The sequence below is a fragment of the Duodenibacillus massiliensis genome (genome assembly GCF_900128485.1).
In the GTDB taxonomy this organism is placed as follows: Bacteria; Pseudomonadota; Gammaproteobacteria; order Burkholderiales; family Burkholderiaceae_F; genus Duodenibacillus; species Duodenibacillus massiliensis.
In genome coordinates, this window is sequence record NZ_LT635860.1 from 25,993 (window position 1) to 46,523 (window position 20,531).

At 56.5% G+C, this 20,531-nt stretch carries 19 protein-coding genes; 12 read left to right on the forward strand and 7 right to left on the reverse strand.

Annotated features, from left to right (window positions below; translation table 11 throughout):
- Window positions 1-91 precede the first annotated feature (91 nt).
- Window positions 92-1,417: an ATP-binding protein gene (locus BQ7486_RS05690; RefSeq protein ID WP_084765719.1), complete on the forward strand. Its 1,326-nt coding sequence runs from the start codon at window positions 92-94 to the stop codon at window positions 1,415-1,417.
- A 302-nt stretch (window positions 1,418-1,719) separates the two neighbouring features.
- Here the strand turns inward: BQ7486_RS05690 and BQ7486_RS05695 are convergent, their stop codons facing one another.
- Both BQ7486_RS05695 and BQ7486_RS05700 read right to left on the reverse strand, forming a co-directional pair.
- Window positions 1,720-2,028, reverse strand: a complete 309-nt coding sequence (locus BQ7486_RS05695; protein WP_074009300.1) for a hypothetical protein — start codon at window positions 2,026-2,028, stop codon at window positions 1,720-1,722.
- Window positions 2,029-2,118: 90 nt separating this feature from the next.
- The gene (locus tag BQ7486_RS05700; protein WP_074009301.1) at window positions 2,119-2,508 is read right to left on the reverse strand and encodes a hypothetical protein; all 390 of its coding nucleotides are present in this window, start codon (window positions 2,506-2,508) and stop codon (window positions 2,119-2,121) included.
- A 147-nt stretch (window positions 2,509-2,655) separates the two neighbouring features.
- Between BQ7486_RS05700 and BQ7486_RS05705 the strand changes: the two genes are divergently transcribed.
- Both BQ7486_RS05705 and BQ7486_RS05710 read left to right on the forward strand, forming a co-directional pair.
- Window positions 2,656-3,864: a hypothetical protein gene (locus BQ7486_RS05705; protein ID WP_074009302.1), complete on the forward strand. Its 1,209-nt coding sequence runs from the start codon at window positions 2,656-2,658 to the stop codon at window positions 3,862-3,864.
- A gap of 28 nt (window positions 3,865-3,892) precedes the next feature.
- Window positions 3,893-4,258, forward strand: a complete 366-nt coding sequence (locus tag BQ7486_RS05710) for a hypothetical protein (protein ID WP_074009303.1) — start codon at window positions 3,893-3,895, stop codon at window positions 4,256-4,258.
- Window positions 4,259-4,315: 57 nt separating this feature from the next.
- Here BQ7486_RS05710 and BQ7486_RS05715 read toward each other — a convergent pair whose 3' ends face one another.
- The gene (locus BQ7486_RS05715; RefSeq protein WP_022373496.1) at window positions 4,316-5,815 is read right to left on the reverse strand and encodes a bifunctional ADP-dependent NAD(P)H-hydrate dehydratase/NAD(P)H-hydrate epimerase; all 1,500 of its coding nucleotides are present in this window, start codon (window positions 5,813-5,815) and stop codon (window positions 4,316-4,318) included.
- Window positions 5,816-6,557: 742 nt separating this feature from the next.
- Here BQ7486_RS05715 and purL point away from each other — a divergent pair.
- The 6 genes from purL to BQ7486_RS11650 all read left to right on the forward strand — a co-directional run bounded on the left by purL (window position 6,558) and on the right by BQ7486_RS11650 (window position 12,143).
- Window positions 6,558-10,502 carry a phosphoribosylformylglycinamidine synthase gene (gene purL, locus BQ7486_RS05725; RefSeq protein ID WP_074009305.1) on the forward strand — a complete coding sequence of 1,315 codons (3,945 nt, stop codon included), beginning with the start codon at window positions 6,558-6,560 and terminating at the stop codon, window positions 10,500-10,502.
- A 76-nt stretch (window positions 10,503-10,578) separates the two neighbouring features.
- Entirely contained in the window at window positions 10,579-10,842 is a 264-nt protein-coding gene (locus tag BQ7486_RS12225) for a LysE family transporter (protein WP_074009306.1), read from the forward strand.
- 273 nt (window positions 10,843-11,115) lie between these two features.
- Window positions 11,116-11,280 (forward strand): hypothetical protein, encoded by a 165-nt coding sequence (locus BQ7486_RS11915; RefSeq protein ID WP_154666311.1) that lies wholly within the window; start codon window positions 11,116-11,118, stop codon window positions 11,278-11,280.
- A gap of 15 nt (window positions 11,281-11,295) precedes the next feature.
- Window positions 11,296-11,418, forward strand: coding sequence for a hypothetical protein (locus tag BQ7486_RS12370; protein WP_268874079.1), 123 nt, complete (start codon window positions 11,296-11,298; stop codon window positions 11,416-11,418).
- 4 nt (window positions 11,419-11,422) lie between these two features.
- Window positions 11,423-11,638, forward strand: a complete 216-nt coding sequence (locus BQ7486_RS11645) for a hypothetical protein (protein WP_143183070.1) — start codon at window positions 11,423-11,425, stop codon at window positions 11,636-11,638.
- A 28-nt stretch (window positions 11,639-11,666) separates the two neighbouring features.
- A complete protein-coding gene (locus tag BQ7486_RS11650) occupies window positions 11,667-12,143 on the forward strand; it encodes a hypothetical protein (RefSeq protein ID WP_143183071.1) in 477 nt (158 codons plus the stop codon).
- 237 nt (window positions 12,144-12,380) lie between these two features.
- Here BQ7486_RS11650 and iscB read toward each other — a convergent pair whose 3' ends face one another.
- Window positions 12,381-13,439 (reverse strand): RNA-guided endonuclease IscB, encoded by a 1,059-nt coding sequence (gene iscB, locus BQ7486_RS05735; RefSeq protein WP_074009307.1) that lies wholly within the window; start codon window positions 13,437-13,439, stop codon window positions 12,381-12,383.
- Between the two features lie 278 nt (window positions 13,440-13,717).
- Between iscB and BQ7486_RS11920 the strand changes: the two genes are divergently transcribed.
- The gene (locus tag BQ7486_RS11920; protein WP_154666312.1) at window positions 13,718-13,873 is read left to right on the forward strand and encodes a hypothetical protein; all 156 of its coding nucleotides are present in this window, start codon (window positions 13,718-13,720) and stop codon (window positions 13,871-13,873) included.
- Window positions 13,874-14,065: 192 nt separating this feature from the next.
- Here the strand turns inward: BQ7486_RS11920 and BQ7486_RS05740 are convergent, their stop codons facing one another.
- Both BQ7486_RS05740 and BQ7486_RS05745 read right to left on the reverse strand, forming a co-directional pair.
- Window positions 14,066-15,205 carry a porin gene (locus tag BQ7486_RS05740; RefSeq protein WP_022372416.1) on the reverse strand — a complete coding sequence of 380 codons (1,140 nt, stop codon included), beginning with the start codon at window positions 15,203-15,205 and terminating at the stop codon, window positions 14,066-14,068.
- Between the two features lie 144 nt (window positions 15,206-15,349).
- Entirely contained in the window at window positions 15,350-16,867 is a 1,518-nt protein-coding gene (locus BQ7486_RS05745; RefSeq protein ID WP_022372417.1) for a flavocytochrome c, read from the reverse strand.
- A 344-nt stretch (window positions 16,868-17,211) separates the two neighbouring features.
- Here BQ7486_RS05745 and BQ7486_RS05750 point away from each other — a divergent pair, with 344 nt between their 5' ends.
- Window positions 17,212-17,727, forward strand: a complete 516-nt coding sequence (locus tag BQ7486_RS05750; protein ID WP_074009308.1) for a hypothetical protein — start codon at window positions 17,212-17,214, stop codon at window positions 17,725-17,727.
- 239 nt (window positions 17,728-17,966) lie between these two features.
- On the forward strand, window positions 17,967-18,656 hold the full coding sequence (locus BQ7486_RS05755; RefSeq protein WP_074009309.1) for a phosphoribosylanthranilate isomerase: 690 nt from the start codon (window positions 17,967-17,969) through the stop codon (window positions 18,654-18,656).
- Between the two features lie 612 nt (window positions 18,657-19,268).
- Here the strand turns inward: BQ7486_RS05755 and BQ7486_RS05760 are convergent.
- Window positions 19,269-20,492, reverse strand: a complete 1,224-nt coding sequence (locus BQ7486_RS05760; protein WP_022373952.1) for a DUF401 family protein — start codon at window positions 20,490-20,492, stop codon at window positions 19,269-19,271.
- Between the last annotated feature and the right edge of the window lie 39 nt (window positions 20,493-20,531).

A 20,531-nucleotide genomic window follows, 5' to 3' on the forward strand; every position in this document is an offset into this window, starting at 1 on the left:
TAGGTTTTAAAAATATGATTTTTTCGATGTATATTTTTTAACTTTTGTAGGATAATTCAGTACGTAATTTCTATTTTGAGAGAGCTTTCCGGTGGCTTATATCAAGCGTTCGATAGATGACGAGTTGCTTTCCTGGATGAAAGATCCTTCCAGAAAACCACTGTTGCTTCGCGGTGCAAGGCAGGTCGGGAAAACAACGGCGGTCAGGGCACTGGCCAAGCGTTTCAAATACTTCATTGAGATTGATTTCAATCAGTCTGAGGCTGATCGCGAGCTTTTCGGGTCAGATGTTTCAACGCCAAAGCTGTGGGAAAACCTTGCTGCTATTCATGGTGTGACCTCAAAGCCAGGCAAAACACTCTTGTTTTTGGACGAGATTCAGGCCTGTCCCGCAGCTGTTAACCGGCTGAGATACTTCTATGAGCAGATTCCCGAACTTCATGTCATAGCGGCAGGATCTCTTCTTGAGTTTGTGCTTGAAGATTTGCCGAGTTTCGGTGTCGGTCGCGTACGGTCGCTCTTTGTTTATCCGCTGAGCTTTCAGGAGTTTCTTGCAGCTCTGGGCAAAGAAACTTTAGGAGATTTGGTGCGTAAGGCAAGCCCTGAGAACCCCTTGTTACCTGCTGTCCATGAGACGCTCACAGAAATGTTGCGAACGTTTTTGGTGATCGGAGGTATGCCGGAAGTTGTTCAGGAATACGTAGAAAATCACGATCTGATGAAGTGCCAGCTGATCCTTGATGAATTGATTACTTCGTTTCAAGACGACTTTCGTAAGTACAGTAAAAGAATTCCCGAGGCGCGTATCAACGAAGTTTTTAATGCAGTAGCCAAGCAGGGACACGGCAAGTTTGTTTACACCAAGGTGGGTGAGGGGCTCAAGCTCACTCAGGTCAAGGCGGCGCTGAACCTTCTGATACTGGCTGGACTTGTTTATCCTGTAACTCACACAGCTGCCAATGGTTTGCCATTGGGAAGTGAAATTAACGAGCGCTACAGGCGAATGATTCTTTTGGATACCGGATTTATGCAGCGCATGCAAAGCCTGGATCTCAGAGCTTTGTTGCAGTCTACGGATTTCAGCGCAGTTAATCGCGGTGCAGTGGCAGAAGTGTTCGTTGGAACGGAGCTTATCAAGGCGCAGAGTGCGTTTACGCGTTCGGCGCTTTGGTGTTGGCACAAAGAGGACTCCCGCAGTCAGGCAGAAGTTGATTATGTAGTTCAATCCGGCGACAACATTGTTCCCGTTGAAGTTAAGTCGGGTGGTAAAGGGGCCATGCAAAGCATGAGGGTGTTTTTAGAACAGAAACACAGACCTTATGGAGTGCGGACGTCACTTGAAAACTTTTCCACTTACGACAATATCCGGGTTTATCCGCTTTATGCTATCGGAAACTTGGTCCGTTCGATGTTCTGAACTTTTCCCCCCTTCTTTCCACTTCGCAGAGGATAAGTCCTGTGGAAAAGCTGTGGAAAGTCTGAGTTTGTGCGGCTTGGCAAGGTGTGCTTAATTTTTAAGCACGCGAATAACCCGGAGGAAAGTTACTCAGGTCAGGCAAGCTTGAGCTTTCTTTTCAGGCTTTCGGGTGTCTCGTACCGGCAGGGCGCTTTAAGTCCAAAGACCCGGAGCATGTCATCGAAGCGGTTCTCGACCGGATAAAACCGCAGACAGATCGGGACCTGCGGATTGCCGTCATCGAAAGCAACGGATGACTCCTGCTACGCCTTTTTGATGTCTTGGGGCGTGATGTCCTTGAGTTTGATTTTGAGGACTTCAAAGAGGTAGGTTTCAAGAGCGCGGCAGATAAAAGTCATCACGGAAGAACCTTCGTCCTGCGCCTGACCTGCGGCAGCTGTTGCCTCTGTGACAGTACCGCAGGCGGGGGTTCTCGGAGCGCTCTTACGGGAGGCGTCTTTGTCGGCGCGTGTGAGTTTTCCTGAAATTTGCCGGTTGATGTGGCGCGTGATGGCTTCTTTGTTGCTGCCGAGCCGCGCGAAGACTTCGGTAACCACCTTGGGGGACGTCAATGCGGCTCCCGACGATGTTGCGGGCGGGAAACGTTGTCGCTTTATCCGGGTTGAGGATCTGCTCGGCGCACAAGAGAAATGCGGCTGTTTCTAGGGGAAGGCCGGCGTTTGTCGGGGCGGCTGAGCGTTAAACATCTGGGGCAGTTTCAGATCTTGCGTCCAGACTCGTCTCAGAAGCGCTGAGCCGATATTGACGGTCTCTGCAAAGCCGTAATCGTTCCCGGGTTTCTTTTCTTTCTCGAGCCGGCGCAGCCTGACTTGCGCGGTGTTTTCCAGGTATTCGGCGTGAGCAATCCGCGCCGCCTCATTATCTTTCTTTACCCGGTCTCTGAGCTTACGGACGTAGTCAGGGGCTTTTGCTTCCAGGACATCAAGCCGCCCGTGGTTTTCGATGACGCGGGAGCGGGGCTTGCCGCCAGCGTTGCGGTAGCTCTCGCACACACGGACGTACTTGTAGCCCTTGGTGCTCATGATCGTCACGTTTCTTGACGCGGATCACAGAATTTTCCGCAGGAAGCCAGGGGCTTGAGCCCCGGGAGGAATGCGGGCTTTCGAAATTTTTTTAATCTTGGCCCAAATGCAGCCAAACCATGCACATAGTTTTCGCTTAAGGTATATTCAGCCGCTATGAAATCGCGCACACCGTCCTTTGTCATCGAGCTGGGCCTGAAAATCGGAGAGGATCAGGAAAGTGCACTGGAGACCTACTTCTCCGATGCACGCCAGCTCTTCAATGCTGTTCTTGGAACAGCAAAGAAACGCGTGCGCGCCATGAAAAGCACTGAAGCATGGAAGCTGACGGCCGCGATGCCCAAGGGCAAAGACCGTAACAACCGGTTTAAGGAAATTCAGAAGTCCGCCCTCCTTTCCGAATATGCCCTGCATGATGTCGTGAAAGAGCACCGTGCCAAGGGCGGCTTTACAAAGCGCATCGGCATCAACGAAGCGCAGAAAATTGCCACACGTGTCTGGCAGGGCATTGAGCGCTGGCTGCTTCATCAGGGAGGTGAGCCGCGGTTTAAGAGTGCTAAACGGGGCTTGCACAGCGTTGAGGGAAAATCAAACAAAACAGGGTTGCGTTGGAAGGCTAAGACGTGGACGCTCGAGGTTCTGGATCTGGTGATAAAGGCTGAAGCGCCGGATGCTTGGCAGAAAGAAGCGCTTCTTTCAGCAACAGATCCGTCCGGCTTTAAGCGTGTCAAATACTGCCGTCTTGTCCGGCGGATGATCCGCGGCCGTATGCGCTACTTTGTTCAGCTCATTGTCGAAGGCGTACCGCCCGTCAAGCACGTTTATGCTCCCAAGGATCTCAAGGTGGCTGTTGACCCGGGCCTGAGGACCATGACTTTTTATAGCCCCGAGTGGCAGCAGAAGATTTTGGTGAGCGCGGGCACTGTCTCTCAGGAAAAGGAGATTGCGCGTCTTTTACGTGCCATGGACCGCTCCCGCAGAGACACGAATCGGGAGTGCTACAACGCGGACGGCACCGTTAAAGCCGGCGGAAAAAAGATTGTCTGGAAGGAATCCAAGACCTATAAGGCAACAAAGGCAAAACTTGCGGATCTGTACCGCCGCCAGGCGGAAACCCGCCGTTGCCTGCACGGCGAAGTGATTAACCAGGTGTTCGGCAGGGCCGGCACCGTCATTGTGGAGAAGAACTCATACAAAGCATTTCAGAGAGCCGGATACGGCAAGAGTTTGGGCAAAAGCGGTATTGCAGGATTGATAACCCGGATGACAAGTAAGGCTGAAAGCGCCGGCTGTTGTGTGGTGAAAGTCAGTCCCCGCAAAACTGCGCCCGAGTCAGCACGATCCCGAAACGGGAACGTACCGTAAGAAAGCTCTTTGGGAGAGAAGTCATCAGTTGGGAGATACGGGCTGGTACATGGACCGCGATGTCGCGGCCGCCATGAACCTGTATTTTGCGGATCCCTCCACTGACAGCTACGATCTGAAGGCTGAGCAATCAGCGCTTGCGAGGCTCAAACAAGTCTCAGGGAACGCCGGATCGATAGTGCAGTACAAACCAGCGAATCGGCAAGACGAAGCAGTCCTTCGCCGGAACCGACGGATCGAGCTGATGAAGCCCGTACCCGTAGAGCGGTTGCGTTTTAAATGTTCCTGTGGTGCAGGGGACGCCCGGGCAGACAAGGCCTCAAAAACCTTGGCTGTTACGGGAAAGCCTGCACCGTGTCAGGAAACCCCGCGCTTTCAAGCGCGGGTTGTTTAGTCCACGGAAAAAAGAGCCTTGCAGTCAAACGAAAGCAGGGCAGGAAACGAATGCGGATTACCGCGCCTTGGCGCCGGGCGCCCGCATCGATTCGCTGACATACGTCTTCTGCCGCATGGCTTCAAGAATCTGAGCCGCACGCGGCGCAATTTCACCGGCCGTAACGCCCGCGGCACGGCCCTTGACCGCTTCACCATGAAGCCACACGGCGCCGATCGTCGCAGAGACCAGGTCAAACTTCTGCGCAAAGAATGCGGCGAGCATGCCGCTTAAAACGTCGCCCGTGCCCGCCGTGGCAAGCATCGCGTTACCCGTGGGGTTAATCCAGGTGCGCGAGCTTCTCAGGGTAATGACGCTGCCGATTCCTTTGAGGATGCTGATGCAGCCCGTCTGCACGGCGAGTTCGCGAGCCGCGGTAATGCGGTCGGCGTTCACCTTTTCAATGGTGGAATGAATGATGTCGGCGGCTTCACCCGGATGCGGCGTAATGACGGTGTGCGCCTTCCTGGCGAGCACCGCGTCCTGCAGATCCTGATGTTTGGCCATCAGGCGCAGAGCATCGGCATCGATAATGAGCGGGACCGGTGCGGCAATGGCTTCCTTAAAGCGCGCAAGGGCCTTCTCTGAAAACCCCATGCCGCAGCCCACGACGACCGCATCGGCTTTTGTAAGATCCAGCGGTTTAGCCGCAAACATGAGTTCAGGCTGCATGACGTCGTAAAGCGGCGCGTTTTCGCACATCAGTTCCACCGTCACGCGGCCGGCTCCGAGTTTAAGTGCCGCGCGGGCTGCAAGAAGCGCAGCGCCCACAGTGCCTTTGTCGCCCCCGATCACCACCACGTGGCCGTAGGTGCCTTTGTGCGAATTCTTGTCACGCATTTCGGCGATGTGCCGGAAGTCGTCGGTGTCCGAGAGCGAAACGTTTGTTAAGGGCACCGAGACGTCCAGTTCGTCAAGAAGCACGGTTCCTGCGGCGTCTGCGCCGTCATTCATGTAGCAGCCGGCCTTGGGTGCGAGCATCGAAACCGTAACGTCAGCCATGCAGCCGCGGGCATTACCCACCCAGCGGCCCGTCATCATGTCGATGCCGCTCGGAATGTCAATGGAAACGTGCAGGGCCTGACGTTCGTTAAACCACATGGCGGCGTCCTGCCAGTCGCCCGACAAGGGCTTTTTAAGACCCGTGCCGAAAAGCGCATCCACGACCGCGTCGGCTTTCCCTGCACTGTAGGGATCCGCCACGGTTTCGCCGCCCGTTTTCACCCAGGCTTCGTACATTGCCTTGGCGTCATCTGTTTTGGGGGCGTCCCCGGTGACGGTCGCGCAGGTCACGCGGTAGCCCTTAGCCTGAAGCGCAAGCGCCGCAGCGTAGCCGTCACCGCCGTTATTGCCCGGACCGCAGACAATGACGACGTGAGCGGGTTTGGCGATGCGGCTTTCAATCACGCGGGCAACGGCGTCGCCTGCGCGGCGCATCAGTTCTCCGGCGCCTAGAATGCCGGCATAACGGTGTTCAAGGGTGCTCAGTTCGTCAAGGTTAAGGATCTGCTGACTCATGGCTTTCGGGATCAAATAAGTAACGTCAGAAAAGAAAAGCGGCAGCAGACTTCTTTGAAAGTCTGTTGCGGCGGATGCGGTATTTTAGACGGGTGGAAGCACCGTCAGAGTCCTTGCGCCTTCATGAGTTCCATGAGCTTGCGTTTTCGTTTGAGTGTCACCCGCCAGCGTTTGGCTGCTTCTTCACAGAGGGGTGCAGCACCATCAATCTGTCGTAAAGCGATTAACGCATCCGGTATTTGTCAAGACAAATTTCCAGCAGTTTGCGCATTTGCTCGGCACAGAGCTTGGCGATGATGTCTGTGACTGAAGGCATGGCGGTGAGTCCGGATGAAGGGTAGGAAAAGGTCGGCGGCAGGTCCGCCTCAACCGAGTATAAGGTTGCAGGACAGTAGGACAACATTACTCCGCATAAATCCGGAGTAGGGCTCCGTTCTTTAGCACGGCCGTGTGCTGCAGGTCCTTATCTTCGTCTGTCTGTGGTAATGAGCGGGCTTGCCGACGAGATGGCAGTGATCCCCGGCAAACGAAGCAAATAGACTGAATATTCGGTCAACCGGAAGTACCCCGCCGCGGGGTTTTCCGACCGTCCGAAAAAACCCCGTTTTTGTGGCAGTACGGGCTCCCTGAAATCTATAATTAACTGCTTAACTCAGGTGAGAGTGTCAGCGGGCGTTTCACCCCTCTGACGGGCAGTACCTCACACACAATTTTCCATTTCTTTGCGAGCCGAAGACCATCCATGTCCAGCGCATCCGTCATTTTTAAGCTCACGGGCAGCAACGCCCTGTCTGCCTTCCGTGCCAATCGTCTTTTGACAGCCCTTAAAGGTGTCGAAGCCGGTGTCACCGCCGTGAGCGCCTGCTATGTGCACTTCGTGTCGGCCACCCGTGAACTGACGCAGACCGAAAAAGAGCGCTTAAATGCGCTTCTTGACTACGGTGATCCGGCCGCAGCTCCGAAGGCCGGCCTTCAGTTTCTGACGGTGCCGCGTCTGGGAACGATCAGCCCCTGGGCGAGTAAAGCTACCGACATCGTGCATAACTGCGGCATTGACTGCGTGGAGCGCGTCGAGCGCGGCATTCTTTATACGCTTGAAGGCGATATTGCAGCCGGCAAAGCCGAGATGCTCACCAAGCTTTGCTTTGACCGGATGACGGAAACGGCACTAGCCGCTGACGCTGATATCTCCTGCCTTTTTGCGGACGTTCCGGGTAAGCCGATGGCAACGGTGGACGTCGTCGCGGGCGGTCGCACGGCGCTTGAAAAGGCCAACCAGGAAATGGGCCTTGCGCTCGCGCCGGATGAAATCGCGTATCTCGTTGAAGCTTTCACCAAGCAGGGCCGTAACCCCACCGACGTCGAACTCATGATGTTTGCGCAGGCAAACAGCGAACACTGCCGTCACAAGATCTTTAACGCCGAATTCACGATTGACGGCGTAAAGCAGGATAAAACCCTTTTCGGCATGATCCGCGAGACGCACAAAAAGAGCCCGCGCGGCACGATCATCGCTTACAGCGACAATGCGGCCGTGTTTGAAGGTCCTACGGTGCCGCGCCTTTATCCGCGTCCCACAAAGGACGACACCTTCGGCTCAGTCTTCACGGAGCGCCTTGAGCCTACGCACACCGTTTTTAAGGTTGAAACGCATAACCATCCCACAGCGATCTGTCCGTTCCCCGGCGCTTCCACCGGTTCAGGCGGCGAAATCCGCGACGAAGGTGCAACGGGCCGCGGCGCGCGCCCGAAGGCGGGCCTCTGCGGCTTCTCGGTCTCGGCGCTTCATCTCCCGGACGCCCCGCAGGCCTGGGAAAACGACAAGGACACAAACGGCGGGAAAGAAACGTCTGAAGGCGTCTACGGGGCACCGGGCCGTATTGCAACGCCCTTGTCCATCATGACCGAAGGCCCGATCGGTGCCGCGGCTTTTAATAACGAATTCGGCCGCCCCAACATCCTCGGCTACTTCCGTGCGTTTGAAGCGCACATCGGCGCGGTGCGCTACGGTTACCACAAGCCCATCATGCTTGCGGGCGGTATCGGCAACATCCGTGACGACCAGACAGCGAAGCAGACGCTCCCGCCGGGAACCCTCATGATTGTGCTCGGGGGCCCCGGGATGCGCATCGGCCTCGGGGGCGGCGCGGCAAGCTCCATGACCACGGGTTCCAACGCCGAAAGTCTAGACTTTGATTCCGTGCAGCGCGGCAACCCCGAAATGCAGCGCCGTGCGCAGGAAGTGATCGACCGCTGCTGGGCAAGCGGCGCAGACAACCCGATTCTTGCGATTCACGATATCGGCGCGGGCGGGCTTTCCAACGCCATGCCCGAACTCGCGGACCTCTCGGGGCACGGTGCGACGTTGTCCCTGGAAAAAGTGCCTGTTGAAGAAAAGGGCATGAGTCCCCTCGAAGTCTGGTGTAACGAAAGCCAGGAGCGCTACGCCATTGCCGTGGCGCCCGAATCCTTAAAGACCTTTGACGCTTTCTGCCGCCGTGAGCGCTGCCCCTATGCGGTGCTCGGGGAAATCAGTAACGACGGGGAACTCATCGTTGAAGGCCGCACGGGTGAAAAGCGGGCAGTGGATATGCCCATGGAAGTGCTCCTCGGGAAACCCCCGCGCATGCACCGTGATGTAAAGACCGTGGTGCGCGAACACGCCCCGTTTGATATCGGCCGCATGACGGTCCCTGAAGCCCTTAAGGCCGTGCTCCGGCACCCGACGGTCGCTTCCAAGTCCTTTTTGATTTCTATCGGTGACCGCTCGGTCGGGGGCCTCGTTTCCCGCGATCAGTTTGTCGGCCCCTGGCAGGTGCCGGTGGCTGACTGCGCCGTCACAACCGTGAACTTCACGGGTTATAAGGGTGAAGTGATGGCCGTGGGTGAACGTACGCCCGTCGCGGTTCTGGATTCTGCTGCGGCCAGCCGCATGGCGGTCGCGGAAGCGATGACCAACATCACCGCCGCTGACATTGATCCGGCCCTTGTGAAGTTGTCCGCGAACTGGATGGCGGCCTGCGGCGCCGAAGGCGAAGACGCCAAACTCTTTGCGGCGGTGAAGGCTGCAAGCGAATACTGCCAGGCGCTTAACGTTTCGATCCCCGTGGGCAAGGACTCCTGCTCGATGCGCACGGCCTGGGACGATAAGGATGAAAAGAAGTGTGTCACAAGCCCCGTGTCCCTCATTGTTTCGGCGGCAGCCCCCGTGGGCAACGTGAGACTCACTCTGACGCCCCTTCTTCGCACCGATAAGCCGAGCGTTCTTGCGCTCTTTGATCTCTCCGGCGGCCGCGCCCGTATGGGAGCATCGATCCTTGCGCAGGTTGCGCAGAGTTTCGGTGATACGGCGCCCGATGCTCCGGACGCACAAAAGCTCGTGCGCTTTGTGAAGCTCATCCGTAAGTTGACGCTTGCGGGCTGCGTCACCGCTTATCACGACAGAAGCGACGGCGGCTTGGCGGCAACGCTCTCTGAAATGATGTTTGCCTCGCACGTGGGCCTTGACGTCACGCTTGACGGCTTGATTGACGGCGCCAAGGACGTCGAAGCCGCAACCGCCGCGCTCTTTAACGAAGAAATCGGCGCTGTGGTGCAGATTCCGGCTGACCGCCTCGAAGACGTGAAGTCGCAGGCCGCAGCGGCGGGGCTGTCTGACTGCCTCTTTGTGGTTGCCCGCATCAACACCACGGATACCTTTAAGGTGACGTGCGGCGAGAATGTCCTGGTTGACGAAAAGCGCACGGATCTGATGCGCGTTTGGAGCGAGGTTTCGCACGAAATCGCGCGCGGCCGCGACAATCCGGCGTGCGCCGACAGCGAACTGGAAGTCGCCTGCGGCACCGACCATCAGGGGTTGTTTGTCAAAACCACCTTTGATCCGGAAGAGCATCCGAGCGGACCGTACATTCATTCCGGTGACGTGCGTCCGAAGATTGCGGTGTTGCGTGAACAGGGCGTGAATTCCCAGACCGAAATGGCCGCGGCCTTCACAAAGGCCGGTTTTGAAGCCTGGGACGTGCATATGACGGACCTCCTCTCGGGCCGCATTACGCTTGAGGGCTTCAAGGGCCTTGCGGCTGTCGGGGGCTTCTCCTACGGTGACGTCCTCGGGGCTGGCGGCGGCTGGGCAAAGACCATTCTCTTTAACGACCGTTTAAGCGACATGTTTGCGGCGTTTTTTGCACGGCCCGACACCTTTACGCTCGGGATCTGCAACGGCTGCCAGATGGTAAGCCGCCTCAAATCCCTCATTCCGGGGGCAGAGGCCTGGCCGCAGTTTGTCAGGAACCGCTCTGAACAGTTTGAAGCGCGTCTCGTGCAGGTGCGCATTGAAGAGTCGCCCTCGATTCTTTTCCGCGGAATGGCCGGCAGCACCATGCCGATCGTGAACTCCCACGGTGAGGGGCGCGTCCTTTGGTATAAGCCTGAAGACGCCGCGAAGGCCTTTGTGGCCGCGCGCTATGTGGATTCCCACGGTAATCCCACCGAGGTGTATCCCTTAAACCCGAACGGCTCTGAGGGCGGTGTGACAAGTCTGACGACCGCAGACGGCCGTGCGACCATCATCATGCCGCACCCGGAACGCAGCCACCGTGCGGTGCAGCTCTCCTGGCATCCGAGGAACATGGGTGAAGATTCGCCCTGGATGCGGATGTTTGAAAACGCCCGCGTCTGGGTGGGTTAAGAGGGTAATAGCCTGAGTGCAACCCCTGCATTGTGCAAATCGTGCGGTGCAGGGGTATTTTTTTGGAAACCGATTTATGACTTGGGAAGTCTTCGGGGCGTTTGTGGTGACAAGTCTCATTCTTGCCGTAGCGCCCGGCCCGGACAATCTCTTTGTGCTCGTGCAGTCGGCGGTGTATGGCGCGAGATCTGGCCTCGCGGCAGTGGCGGGGCTTGTGACCGGAGCGGCGCTTCAGACCGTGGCAGCGGCGGCGGGCGTTGCGGCAGTTGTTGCCGCTTCCGACGTGCTTTTCTGGGGCATCCGGATTCTCGGGGCGCTCTACCTTTTGTACCTTGCCTAGGGCGCCTGGCACGCGCCGCACGATACGGGGAATGCCCGAGGGGTTGCTTTAAGTTACGGTGCGCTTTACCGCCGCGGGATTGTGATGAATATTACGAACCCCAAGGTACAGATTTTCTTTCTCGCGTTTTTCCCGCAGTTTGTCACAGAATTTCCCGCATTCCTCCCGGGGCTTGAGCCCCGGGAGGAATGCGGGCTTTCGAAATTTTTTAATCTTGGCCCAAACGCAGCCAAACCATGCACATAGTTTTCGCTTAAGGTATATTCAGCCGCCATGAAATCGCGCACACCGTCCTTTGTCATCGAGCTGGGCCTGAAAACCGGAGAGGATCAGGAAAGTGCACTGGAGACCTACTTCTCCGATGCACGCCAGCTCTTCAATGCTGTTCTCGGAACGGCAAAGAAACGCGTGCGCGCCATGAAAAGCACTGAAGCATGAAAGCTCACGGCCTCGATGCCCAAGGGCAAAGACCGTAACAAGCGGTTTAAGGAAATTCAGAAGTCCGCCCGCCTTTCCGAATATGCCCTGCATGATGTCGTGAAAGAGCACCGTGCCAAGGGCGGCTTTACAAAGTAACCAGGTGTTCGGCAGGGCCGGCACCGTCATTGTGGAGAAGAACTCATACAAAGCATTTCAGAGAGCCGGATACGGCAAGAGTTTGGGCAAAAGCGGTATTGCAGGATTGATAACCCGGATGACAAGTAAGGCTGAAAGCGCCGGCTGTTGTGTGGTGAAAGTCGGTCCCCGCAAAACTGCGCCCGAGTCAGCACGATCCCGAAACGGGAACGTACCGTAAGAAGGCTCTTTGGGAGAGAAGTCATCAGTTGGGAGACACGGACTGGTACATGGACCGCGACCTTGCGGCCGTCATGAACCTGTATTTTGCGGATCCCGCTACTGACAGCTACGATCTGAAGGCTGAGCAATCAGCGCTTGCGAGGCTCAAACAAGTCTCAGGGAACGCCGGATCAGTAGTGCAGTACAAACCAGCGAATCGGCAAGACGAAGCAGACCTTCGCCGGAACCGACGGATCGAGCTGATGAAGCCCGTACCCGTAGAGCGGTTGCGTTTTAAATGTTCCTGTGGTGCAGGGGACGCCCGGGCAGACAAGGCCTCAAAAACCTTGACTGTTACGGGAAAGCCTGCACCGTGTCAGGAAACGGGGGTGTTGATAAAGTCGCCCCCGAGAAACTCGCCGCAACGCATTGATTATTCGTGCAGCGGCGGTTTTTTTTCGCGAAAAAGCTTCCAGCGGGTGCAAGAACTCCCGAACCTATGTGTAGCAAGATGCCTATCATGACAAGCTTGGGGTTCCGGGAATTCATAAATGTGCCAGACGTACCCCAAAACTTCGCTCGTTTAGCGATACGTCGTTCGAGACTTTCTAGAAAAAAACAAGGGGTGTTGTCTCATCGTCAACTGACGACTTTATCAACACCCCCTTGTTTAGCAAAGGCGCCGGGTTTTATCAGACCGCGCTTGAGATGGTGATTCTCGGGATTGCTTTCATAGAAATTCCGCGAGGAAACCCGCGTCTTCAGACGCGGGAGAAATCGCGGTCCTCCTTTCTCAGTTCGGTTAAAAACGTCTTTCGCTTCTCAAGAAGCGAAAGTTTCTTGTACGAAATACCGGCAGAAATCTTTGTACCGTTCAGACGGCGCACATCGAATGCACCCGAGGAGCGTCTGCCAAAAATAAAGCCGACTTCCCCTTTGCACAGCACCTTGTCAAAGAGCCTGAAGCCGTGCACTAGGTACGGAGCCTGATGGCGCTTGCGCACACCGCCTTTGAGAATCGTCAGCTTGTGGATCTGGCGATTGTGGCGGCGCGTCTGTTTCTGAAACAGGTATTCGCCCCGACGTTTTGCGTCGAGGACGTCAGCAATGCAGAAAGCGTCCGCGCAATGCGTCTTTGGCAAGCCCGCGACGATGCGCTTGTGTTTGGTCAGATACCCGTAGGTATTCGTGACAGGCAATTCGGGATGGCGCTCGCGCAGGCGGTTGAGCACCGTCCAACNAAGAACGTACTCGCGCACGTTCCAGAATCCGAGCTGGTCGCCCTGCTGATAGTCCGTGCCTTCGACTTCGGGATTCTTGATCTTCTGAATGTCGAAGGATGCGGTTTCAATCACGATTTTGGTGATCGGAAGCACTCGGCAAACCGCTTCAATGCGCGATATGTGCGCCTGAATGCGGTTTTCAACGGACGGCGCAAGCCAGCCCTTGTGCTTTGATCGAACGCGATTGTCAAAACGCGGCGCACGGTAGCGGGTCTTGTGGTTGCGTCGGGAGCGGCGAAGTGCCAAGCGATCCGAGAGCAAGCCCGTCACGTCCTGCCGCAGTTCGACCTCGGAAGCCAACAACTCTTCCTTGGCGGTCGTTGCGCTCAGGCCGACGTGCTTGTAGCCCGCATCCACACCCAAGCTGATCGGCTGCTTGGTTTCGCCCGTCGGCACCGTCAGTTGAATCACAAAGGGCGTTCGGCGCACAGGCACGGCCTTCCCGGCCCGAAGGAGCTTACGCGCCTTGGGCGGGGAGCACGGCATGAGCGGTTGCCCGCGCATATTCAACACAAAAACTTTCAAAGTGTTCTCCATTGACGGATACCTCACGGGCTCCGTCTGCTCGACCTTGCGGTCGGTGGTGATCCTTCGCCAATGTTGGAAGGGGTTTGTTGTCTGAAGCACCGCTCCTACCTCTCAGAGCTTTTAACCGCAGACCGCAGAGCGCGGGACTAGGATCGACATCCCGCGGTGCCTGTTTGCGTCCCGTCTTGCGACGGAACGGATTCCCAACCAACGGAGTCCGTCCGAAAACGGACTGAGGCTAGTCAACCAAGACTTGTTGCCAAGCCTCTGACTTCAGTCAGGGGTAGTTGACTGCATGTACGCTCATTGTCTTTTCAGCCGTTGCCGTGACAGCGGGGAGCCTTGCCGATCTCCTGAGAACCCCTGCGGTGCAGTATTGGCTCAACAAGACTGCCGCCGTCATTTTTACGGTGCTTGCGGCTTGTACGCTGCTTCTTGAATAGCCCACAGGACTTCGGAATTTTTCTGACATGGTGGTTGGAAAAAATCCGAAGTCATCAATGCTTAGTGCGTTGATTATTAAGGATTCACAAAAAAAATATTTTTCCGGATTTCTTTAAGCGGCATTGCGAAAAAACGGGAACCTGCCTTAAAGAGCAGACTCCCGTCAATTCAACCGATCTGATCAGTCAGAATCAGAAGCGGTGCACGATACCGGCCGTGAGTTCATAGCCGTTCGGGGTGGCATCGGTCTTAGCCTTGTTGTCTTCCACCTTTTCCTGAGAGTAGCCGGCCATCACGTAGAGGGCAGTACGCTTGGAAACGGGGTAGTCGTAACCGGCTGCGACAGACAGGCGCGTGAAGTCAACGTCAGCGTCGTTATCCATGTCGCGGTAACTCAGCTGGCCCTTGATGACGCCGCCCGCCAAGGGATAGTTCACGCCGAGGCTTGCACCCCAGCCGTCCACGAAGCCGTAGCCATGGACAAGATTAATGATGCCGCTCTTGGCAACACCGCCGCGGGCGTTGACGTTCAATTCCTGGTCCTTGAAGTACTGGCCGAAAACGATCACCTTAAAGCCGTTGTCAAAGGTGTAGTTGCCGCCCAGGGTCACGGTCATGCCGTCATCTTCGTGAGCGTTAGCGCCGGTACGGGCATTACCGTAAAGGGTGGTGTCGGCGACCAAAACGGCTTCAAGACCGGCGTTCACATAGCGGGCAGCCAAAGAGGCATAGCGGTCAGCATCAGCCTTACCTTCTTCGCCGGCACTGGTGTTCATCTTCAGAGAGTACATGGCGTAGCCGGTGAGGCCGCCGAAGGTGGGCGTACGGTAGGCAAACGCATTGTCAACGCGTGTCCAAATCGAAGCCGAAGCAAAACCGGAGCTCAAGCCCTGCGTGTAGTTGGCAAAGAGGGGATCGATCGCGCGGAAGAGACCGTTTTCACCGAGCACGCTGCCGAAGACGGGCATCAGACCCATCCAGACCTTACCGAAGGGGCCGGAAATATTGAGGTGCGCTTCGCGGCCGAAGAGCTTGCCACCCTGTTTCGTATCCAGAGCACCCGTATCGGATTCAATGCCGGACTCCAGGGTAAAGCCCACCTTGTAGCCGTTACCGAGATCTTCAACGCCGCGAAGACCCCAGCGGGAGCCGAATTCCTGGGCGTTGGTCATGGAGAACGTGTCGGTATCGGCAACGCCTGCGATGTCGGCGTCGGTGTGCACGTAGCTCACGCCGGTATCAAGGAGCCCGTAAACCTCAACCTGAGGGGCAGCGCCTGCGGCGCTCACCAGAGCGCCCGTCACGGAGAGCGCCAGAAGAGTCTTTTTCATTTAAAAACATCCTTTTTTTGTTTTGCTGCAACCAAGTCCGCCTTCAATCGGAGGACTTGGCGCTGTTGTGTCTGAGAAAACGCCGAAAGCGCTGTGTCCCCGCAGGACTTTCCGGCGGGGATGCAGCGCTTACAGGTTCACGAATTACTTCTTCGAGAGCTTCACAGCCGTACGGGCTGCGGTGCGGCCGAAGATCGTGCAGTCGGCAACGGCAACGGTGCCGAGACGGACCATGCCGTGCACACCGCCCGTGGCTTCACCGGCAGCGTAGAGGTTCGGGATCACCTTGCCGCGGGCGTCGATTACCTGGGCTTCGTTGTTGATCTCGAGACCACCCATGCAGTGGTGCACGCGCGGCCACAGACGGCAGGCGTAGAAGGGACCGACTTCGTTGGGCACGCCGTCATTGAAGAACATGCAGTCGAAGTCCGGGTCTTTCTTCGCCTTCATGTAGCCGTTGAACTTCGCGTTTTCCTTCTCGAGAACGTCGTAGGGGATCTTGTAGAAGTCAGCGAGTTCCTTCAGGGTATTGAACTTGCGGATCGTGCCGCGCTCCTGAACCTTCTTGAACATTTCAGGCGTCATATTGTGGCCGACGACCTTGTTCATGACGTTCTTTTCGCAGGCGTAGATGAGAACCGGGTGGCCGAGCGCAACAATGGCGTCAGCGCGGACCTTACGGTTGCCGGTTTCCTTAATGAAGCGCTTGCCGGTGGCGGGGTCAACCATCGGGCCGTAACCCACCGTGGATTCCACAAAGAGAGGAGCCAGACCGAAGCCCTTTTCGTCGGGGCTTGTCCAGGGACCGAGCTGAATCCAGTCCATCTGAATGGTGTTGGCGCCGATCATCTGGGCGCTCTGAATTACTTCGCCGGTGGCACCGGGGTGGTTGGTGGAGGTAAACGCAGCGGTCAGACGCGGATCGTGGTCGGTACGCATACGCACGTTCTGCGCGAAGCCGCCCGAGGCAATCAGCACGCCGTTTACGGCACGGATGTACTGCACGCGGCCGGAATCTTCCTTACCGAAGCGGTAGCGGGTGCGGACCTTGACGCCCAGGACCTCGCCGTTCTTGCCGACAACGAAATCGTCAACGATCGTGCGCAGTTCAACGGGGATACCGTATTCCTGGCACTTCTTGTACATCGGGTTAATGAAACCGGCGCCGGTGTTTTCCACCACAGCGTGGCTGCGGGGTACGGAGTGACCGCCGTGGTAGGTGACGGCCTTAAATTTCACGCCGATCTTGTCGCGCAGCCATTCGTAGTTCGCAACGGATTCATCCGCAATGTGGCGCGCAAGCTGCGGGTGCGCAAGACCGCCGCCCGCCTTCATGATGTCGCTGTAAAGGAGGTCGGCGTTATCCTTGATGCCGGCTTTTTTCTGCATGTCGGTGCCGGCTGCGGCAATGGCGCCGCCGTTAATGATGGAGTTGCCGCCGTAGGTGGGCATCTTGTCTACAACGAGCACGCTTTTCATGCCCTGTTCATGGGCTTCAAGAGCCGCGGCAAGGCCTGCAAAGCCCGTACCGATGATGAGGAAATTGACGGTGCGGTCCCACTTTTGCGGTGCAGAAACACCGGCCATGGCGGCAGAAGCCACAGGACCCAGCCCCAGGGCAGCGGCGGTACCCAAAAGTGAGCGGCGGGAAATATCGGTCATAAGTAACACTCCTTCCTTTTCGTTCTTGTTGAAAGACAGTCGTTTTGCTCCCTGGGCAGAGGCTGTGTCGACCCAGAAATCCGCGACTTTGTCTTATAGCAGAGATTAGGCCTTGTTTACCTCTATCGGTATACCCAAAGTACTCATCCCGACCGACGACAATCCCTCGGGGCTAACACCTCAAAATGATGGACTTGAGATAGGTAAAACCACGTAAAATGCCGATCAATCCCAAAAATTTCGAAATTCGGCATCGATATCCGTAAAAACCCTTTGTCAGCGCGCGGGTGTTTCGGCAATAATCTGCGCCTGCGGCAGACGCATCGGTAAGGATTCAAAGAGTTATGAGCGAAGAAAGTCTTCAGTTTGTGGGCTCGGCAGCCCTTTTGTTTTTCTGCATTCTGATCGTGCATTCGCTCTGGATGACTGCGCGCAAAATCCCGGCCGCCCGAAACGTACGCCCCAACGGCGTCAAGGGGGGACTGCTTCTGACCGTCATCTTTTGTTTTGCAATGGTCGTCATTGATGCGGCAAGTGCCGCCAACATCCTGATTTTCGTTAACGGCCAGAGCCCCGCGGGCGCCACGGCCGCCGACGTCGTGCGCCACGGCACTCCGGGCATTGCCGGCAGCATCCTTTTTATGGCCGCCATTCACCGCTTTGTCACGGGGCGCACCAGGCGCGCGTTTTGGTTCGGGGTGATTCTCATGTGGTGCGCCGGCCCTTTAAACGAGTGGCTCGCGGTATTTTCGCAGAGGGCAACGGAGCTCATGAGCGCTGAAATCGTCACAGGCTGCACGGTTTTGGCAACGCTTTATCTTTTGGTATCCAAACGTTCCCGCAACACCTACGGTCTCTGAGACAGAAATTTTCCTGACAGGGCTGCGAAAACCGCGCCGTTACGGCCTTTGGCCGCAATTTGTCTAGGTTGTTCACGGTATTTACCTTTGCTTCGGACTCTCGTAGCATTCGCCCGTAATCCAAAAAGTTCGAAACCGACCCCTCACATGATTACCAAAACGTGGGGGTTTCCCCGCAGTTTTTTTCTGGGTCGACACAATCAGCCCGGGTGAAAACTGTGCGGCGTGTAGAGGTCTGTATGCTTTTTTCCAAATCTGCGGCTGATGATACCCAGCGTGTGCGCGTCAAGATCTGCGGCATTACCCGGGAAGACGATGTGGTGGCGGCGGTGGATGCCGGCGCCGATGCCGTGGGCTTTATCTGTTATGCGGGCAGTCCCCGCTTTGTGTCGCCCTCAAGGCTGATGAGCCTTGCAAGCCTCGTGCCCCCGTCGGTCACTAAGGTTCTTCTCTTTGTGAACCCCAAGGCCGAGGAGGTGCGTGAGTACCTCTCGTTTGTGCCGGATGCGACGCTGCAGTTTCACGGCAACGAATCCCGCGCCTTCTGCGATCAGTTTCATGTCCGTTACATCAAGGCTGTGAGTATCGATAAGCCTGAGCGCCTCACCGAGGCGCAAAACGACTACCCGATGGCAGCGGCTCTCTTGGCGGACGCCGCAGGCGTCACCCGCGGCGGCACGGGTATGTCCTTTGACTGGCAGGCGGTCGCATCCGTGCGAAGCCGTATCACCAAGCCCCTCATTGTCGCGGGCGGCTTAACCGCAGAGAACGTCTGCGAGGCGATCCGCACGCTTTCGCCCTGGGCCGTGGATGTGGCCAGCGGTGTTGAATCTGCTGTGGGCGTGAAGGACCCCGCCAAGATCACTGCCTTTATGGAAGCCGTGAATAACGCGGGCGACGTCGCCGCCTGCGAAGAAGCCCGCGATTAAGCCAAGATAAGGTATTGCATCGTTTGTCAATTGATACTTGATTTGTCGAGAAACGACCTAAATGGGAATGGCGGACTACCATTCCCTTTTTGTTATCAGACTTCTGTTTCAACAAAGATGCAAAAAGACAAACAAAGTATCGGTCGGTGTGGTGAGTATTTCGTTGCTGGTGAGCTCGAGCGACATGGCTTCATGATAGCCCCGAAGTACCTGGGGTTAAATACCCCTGTTAGCGAGCCAACAAGCTCAACCGTAAACCCGCGCTAGACACAAAAATCTAAACACACCCGTGGAAGAAGGTAAGGACGAGAAGGAGGGCGTTACTCCAGCTTGGGTGCGATGAAGAGACGGCTCATAAATGGGCCAATACCCGAAAAGGCGCCTGGCGGGTTGCACACAGCCAAATTCTCTCGACCAAGCTGACCAATGGTATTCTGAAGAAGAATGGGTGGAGTTGGCTCGGTATGCACCGAGTTAACGGTATGGGAAGGTAAAACTATGAAAACCGCCGTAAAACACTGCGTGAGCAGTGCCTACCAGATCGGTACGGGCGGTGGTGTGGAAGGACGGCGGGGCCTAGCCCCGCCTCCTATCCGATACTTTAAAAACAGGCTATGCGGCCGGGAAAAGCCACACCGAGAGCCCGAAGAGAATAAAGAGCGCCGTCTGGCAGATAAAGCACGGCCACAGTGTCTTAAAGAAGTCCGCCTTAAAGTAGTTAAGCGTAATGATGAGACACATGTGCGTGGGGGTGAGCATCTGGCCGCCCACGCCGCAGACAAGGGCAATGCTCAATAGATCGAGGTTTCCCGGCGCGATTGCGGCGACAATGGGCATCACGATCGCGACGTGCCCTTGGGAAAGCCCCGTTAAAACGCCCACGATAAAGCTCAGAATCGCAATGATCCAGTAGGTGGAAAGGGGAGCCCCGGTCACGGCCTTCACAATCTGCGGCATCACGCCCGTGACGTCAAGCAGCGCAATGAAAAGGAAGATGCAGAAGACGTCGCGGAAAAGGCGCTTTTCAATTGCGCCGATGAAGACTTCGGTCACAGGCACCGGGCGCTTGCAGATGTAAAGCACCGCGAGCGTAATGACCGAGGTAATCCCCATCGCAACACCTGCGTTAAGGCCGAAGGCGAGCATCAGAATGAGCGCAAAGATAATGGGCGAAAAAGAAAGCGCAAAGTCGTGACGTTCTTTACTTAATTCCTGTTTTGAAATTTCCGGGCGCGCTTCGGGTTTAAGTTTCACGCCCGCAAGAAGCACGAGCCAGCCGAGAATAAACGCGGCGGCCGTGAGCCACGCCAGATGCATGATGACGGTGCCGACCGGCACCTGCGCAATCGCGCACGCGAGAATCATGCCCGGGACAATGGGGCTTGAGAATTCAAAAATGTGCCGGAACCAAAAGTTAATGGCTGCCAGGCGGTTTTCGCTGATCGTTTCGCCCTGCGCGACTTTTTCCACGATGGGCGCGGAAAACCGCGCGCCGCCGATCGAAGGCAAAAGCCCCAGAAACGCGGGCATCACTGCAAGCGAAATCTTTTTGTTCGGGGTGAGCTGTTTGAGGTACTCCACCATACCGGCGAGGCACCCGCTTTTTCTCAATTCAATCTCAAGGCACACCACAAAGTAAAGGGCTGCCAGCAGGTCCCAGGTGCGCGACTGCGTCACCATCTGCACCGCGGCGTCCCAGATAAGGTGCGGCGCGGGGTTTGTGAAGACCCAGAGGATGAGGCCGCTACCCAAAATCGCGGGGCCGAGCGGTACTTTAAACCGGAGCATCACCACAAGCGCGATGATGGCAACGGCAATGATCACAAAAACAGACATAATGTAAAATGGGCGGAGGTGCCGCCCATAGGTAACAAC

Coding starts and splice junctions, on each gene's coding strand:
- BQ7486_RS05705 (WP_074009302.1), top strand. CDS start 2,656: ATGAAATCGCGCACACCGTCCTTTGTCATCGAGCTGGGCCTGAAAATC.
- BQ7486_RS05715 (WP_022373496.1), bottom strand. CDS start 5,815: ATGAGTCAGCAGATCCTTAACCTTGACGAACTGAGCACCCTTGAACAC.
- purL (WP_074009305.1), top strand. CDS start 6,558: ATGTCCAGCGCATCCGTCATTTTTAAGCTCACGGGCAGCAACGCCCTG.
- BQ7486_RS12225 (WP_074009306.1), top strand. CDS start 10,579: ATGACTTGGGAAGTCTTCGGGGCGTTTGTGGTGACAAGTCTCATTCTT.
- BQ7486_RS11915 (WP_154666311.1), top strand. CDS start 11,116: ATGAAATCGCGCACACCGTCCTTTGTCATCGAGCTGGGCCTGAAAACC.
- BQ7486_RS12370 (WP_268874079.1), top strand. CDS start 11,296: ATGCCCAAGGGCAAAGACCGTAACAAGCGGTTTAAGGAAATTCAGAAG.
- BQ7486_RS05740 (WP_022372416.1), bottom strand. CDS start 15,205: ATGAAAAAGACTCTTCTGGCGCTCTCCGTGACGGGCGCTCTGGTGAGC.
- BQ7486_RS05745 (WP_022372417.1), bottom strand. CDS start 16,867: ATGACCGATATTTCCCGCCGCTCACTTTTGGGTACCGCCGCTGCCCTG.
- BQ7486_RS05750 (WP_074009308.1), top strand. CDS start 17,212: ATGAGCGAAGAAAGTCTTCAGTTTGTGGGCTCGGCAGCCCTTTTGTTT.
- BQ7486_RS05755 (WP_074009309.1), top strand. CDS start 17,967: ATGCTTTTTTCCAAATCTGCGGCTGATGATACCCAGCGTGTGCGCGTC.
- BQ7486_RS05760 (WP_022373952.1), bottom strand. CDS start 20,492: ATGTCTGTTTTTGTGATCATTGCCGTTGCCATCATCGCGCTTGTGGTG.